Source organism: Streptomyces sp. NPDC055103, assembly GCF_053607625.1.
The window spans coordinates 1-2,659 of record NZ_JBSGTX010000155.1; the positions used below are offsets into that span (position 1 = coordinate 1).

The window sequence follows — 2,659 nt, forward strand, 5'->3', positions numbered from 1 at the left end:
CATCGACCGGACCACCTACAAAGCCACCATCAGCATCACCATGCTCACGAGCAGCCCTTGACGCCCCGACCCCCGCCCTAACTGAACGGCGTTGCGTCTAGCCCCACCTGGATCGCGGCGCGCTGGGTGGCCAGGGGGGGTCCGCAGCTCGTGGGAGGCGTTGGCGATGAAGCGGCGCTGACTGTCGAAGGCCGTCTCCAGGCGTCCGAGCAGCGCGTCGATCGTGTCGCCGAGCTCCTTGAGCTCGTCGTCGGGCCCGCTCACCGCGATCCGCTCGTGCAGGTTCCGCTCGGAGAGCCGCCGCGTCCGGGCGGTCATCTCGTGCACGGGCCGCAGGACCCGCCCGGCGGTCCACCAGCCGACGACGACGGCGCCGCAGGCCATGACGAGCAGGGCGAGGGAGGACCACATGAGCATCTGGTCGCCGGCGGCCTCGCTGATGTCCGTACCGGCCCGGACCAGCAGGTTCACGACGAGGAGCAGGACCGCGCCGAGGACGAGGAAGACGCCTCCGTAGACGAGCGCGATCCGGGTCCGGATGGTGGAGCCGACCCCCAGCAGAGGCCCGCCGGCAGAGCTCACAGCACGTACCCCACGCCCTGCAGGGTCCGGATGAGGCCGGGCTCGCCGAGCTTCGCGCGGAGCTTGCTCATGCAGACGCGTACGGCTCCGGTGAAGGGGTCGGCGTGGGCGTCCCAGGCGCGTTCGAGGAGCTCCTCGGCGGAGACGGTGGCGCCGTCGGCCTCCAGGAGGATCTGGAGGACGGAGAACTCCTTCGGGGAGAGGTCGAGGTCCCGTCCGTCGCGGGTGGCGGTCCGCCGGACGGTGTCGACGCGCAGCCCGTCCCGTTCGAGGAGGGGCGGGAGCGGCGGGCGGGCGGAGCGCCGGCGCAGGGCCCGTACGCGGGAGACGAGCTCGGGGAACTCGAAGGGCTTGCCGAGGTAGTCGTCGGCGCCGAGGTCGAGGCCTTCGACGCGGTCCTCGACGGCGGTGGCGGCGGTCAGCATGAGGATCCGGGTGGGGGACCCGACGGCGACGAGCCGCCGGGCGACGTCGTCACCGTGGACGCGGGGCAGATCGCGATCGAGAACGAGAACGTCGTACGGGCTGGGCGCGAGCGGCCCGGGGGCGGGCGGTCCGGGCGCGACAGGAGCAAGCGCCCCGGGCCCGAGCGGGCCGGAGGCGTACGACCCCGCCACGAGCGACTCGGAGGCGTACGACCCCGTCGCGACCGACCCCCCGTACGCGACCATCCCCAACCCCAACCCCAACCGCTCCAAGGCGTCGTCCCCGTCGTGGACGGTGTCGACGGCGAATCCGGCCCGGCGCAGGCCGACGGCGACGAGCCGGGCGAGGTCCCGCTCGTCCTCGGCCACGAGTACACGCATGCCCCCATCTTCCCCACCCCGCCCCGTCTCCTCTCGGGCGGCCGGGGTTTATCGATGTGAGTGGATCTTCGTACGACGGTTAGGATTTCGACCATGGCGGCCACTGGATCCGAGAAGCAGGGGGCGAAGGCGTTCTACGTCACGACCCCCATTTACTACGTCAACGACGCTCCTCACCTGGGCCACGCCTATACGACCGTCGCAGGCGACGTGCTCACGCGCTGGCACCGTCAGCGCGGCGAGAAGGTGTGGTACCTCACCGGCACGGACGAGCACGGTCAGAAGATCATGCGCACGGCCGAGGCGAACAACGTCACGCCCCAGGCCTGGTGCGACAAGCTCGTCGAGGAGGCGTGGAAGCCCCTCTGGGAGCACCTGAACATCGCGAACGACGACTTCATCCGCACCACGCAGAAGCGTCACACCGACCGCGTGCAGGAGTTCGCGCAGGACCTGTACGACAAGGGCGAGATCTACAAGGGCGGGTACGAAGGCCCGTACTGCGTGGGCTGTGAGGAGTACAAACTCCCCGGCGATCTCATCGAGGCGGAGGACGGCACGAAGCTGTGCGCCGTCCACAAGAAGCCGGTGGAGATCCTCAAGGAGGAGAACTACTTCTTCAAGCTGAGCGAGTACGGCCCGAAGCTGCTGGAGTTCTACGAGGCGAACCCGGGCTTCGTGCAGCCGGAGTCGGCTCGCAACGAGGTGCTGAACTTCGTCAAGCAGGGCCTTGAGGACCTCTCGATCTCGCGGTCGACGTTCGACTGGGGCATCCCGGTCCCGTGGGACGACAAGCACGTGATCTACGTGTGGATCGACGCGCTCCTGAACTACGCGACGGCCGTCGGCTACGGCGCCGACCAGGCGAAGTTCGACGAGACGTTCCCGGCGAACGTGCACCTCATCGGCAAGGACATCCTCCGCTTCCACGCGATCATCTGGCCCGCGATGCTGATGGCGCAGGGCCTGCCGGTCCCGGGCCGGGTGGCGGCGAACGGCTGGCTGATGGTCGGCGGCGAGAAGATGTCGAAGTCGAACCTGACGGGCATCAAGCCGCAGGACCTGACCTCGCACTTCGGCGTGGACGCGTACCGCTGGTACTTCCTGCGGGCGATCGCGTTCGGCCAGGACGGTTCGTTCTCGTGGGAGGACTTCTCCGCCCGCTACACGAGCGAACTGGCGAACGACTACGGCAACCTCGCGTCCCGCGTCGCGGCCATGGTCGGCAAGTACTTCGACGGCGCGCTGCCGGCCTCGACGGCCGACGGCGA

General features: G+C 69.4%; 1 protein-coding gene and 3 pseudogenes. 1 reads left to right on the forward strand and 3 read right to left on the reverse strand.

The features are described 5' to 3' along the window. Positions 1 to 95 precede the first annotated feature (95 nt). The 3 pseudogenes from ACWFR1_RS40105 to ACWFR1_RS40115 all read right to left on the reverse strand — a co-directional run. A pseudogene (locus ACWFR1_RS40105) lies at positions 96 to 561 on the reverse strand (HAMP domain-containing protein); the annotation flags it as partial. A 17-nt stretch (positions 562 to 578) separates the two neighbouring features. Next, positions 579 to 1,109 (reverse strand): annotated as a pseudogene (locus ACWFR1_RS40110) (response regulator transcription factor); the annotation flags it as partial. Between the two features lie 153 nt (positions 1,110 to 1,262). After that, a pseudogene (locus ACWFR1_RS40115) lies at positions 1,263 to 1,388 on the reverse strand (response regulator transcription factor); the annotation flags it as partial. Between the two features lie 93 nt (positions 1,389 to 1,481). On the opposite strand from ACWFR1_RS40115, the gene metG reads away from it, so the two are divergent. Beyond that, positions 1,482 to 2,659, forward strand: a 1,178-nt coding sequence (gene metG / locus ACWFR1_RS40120) for a methionine--tRNA ligase (RefSeq protein ID WP_453560965.1), incomplete at its 3' end; no start/stop codon positions are given.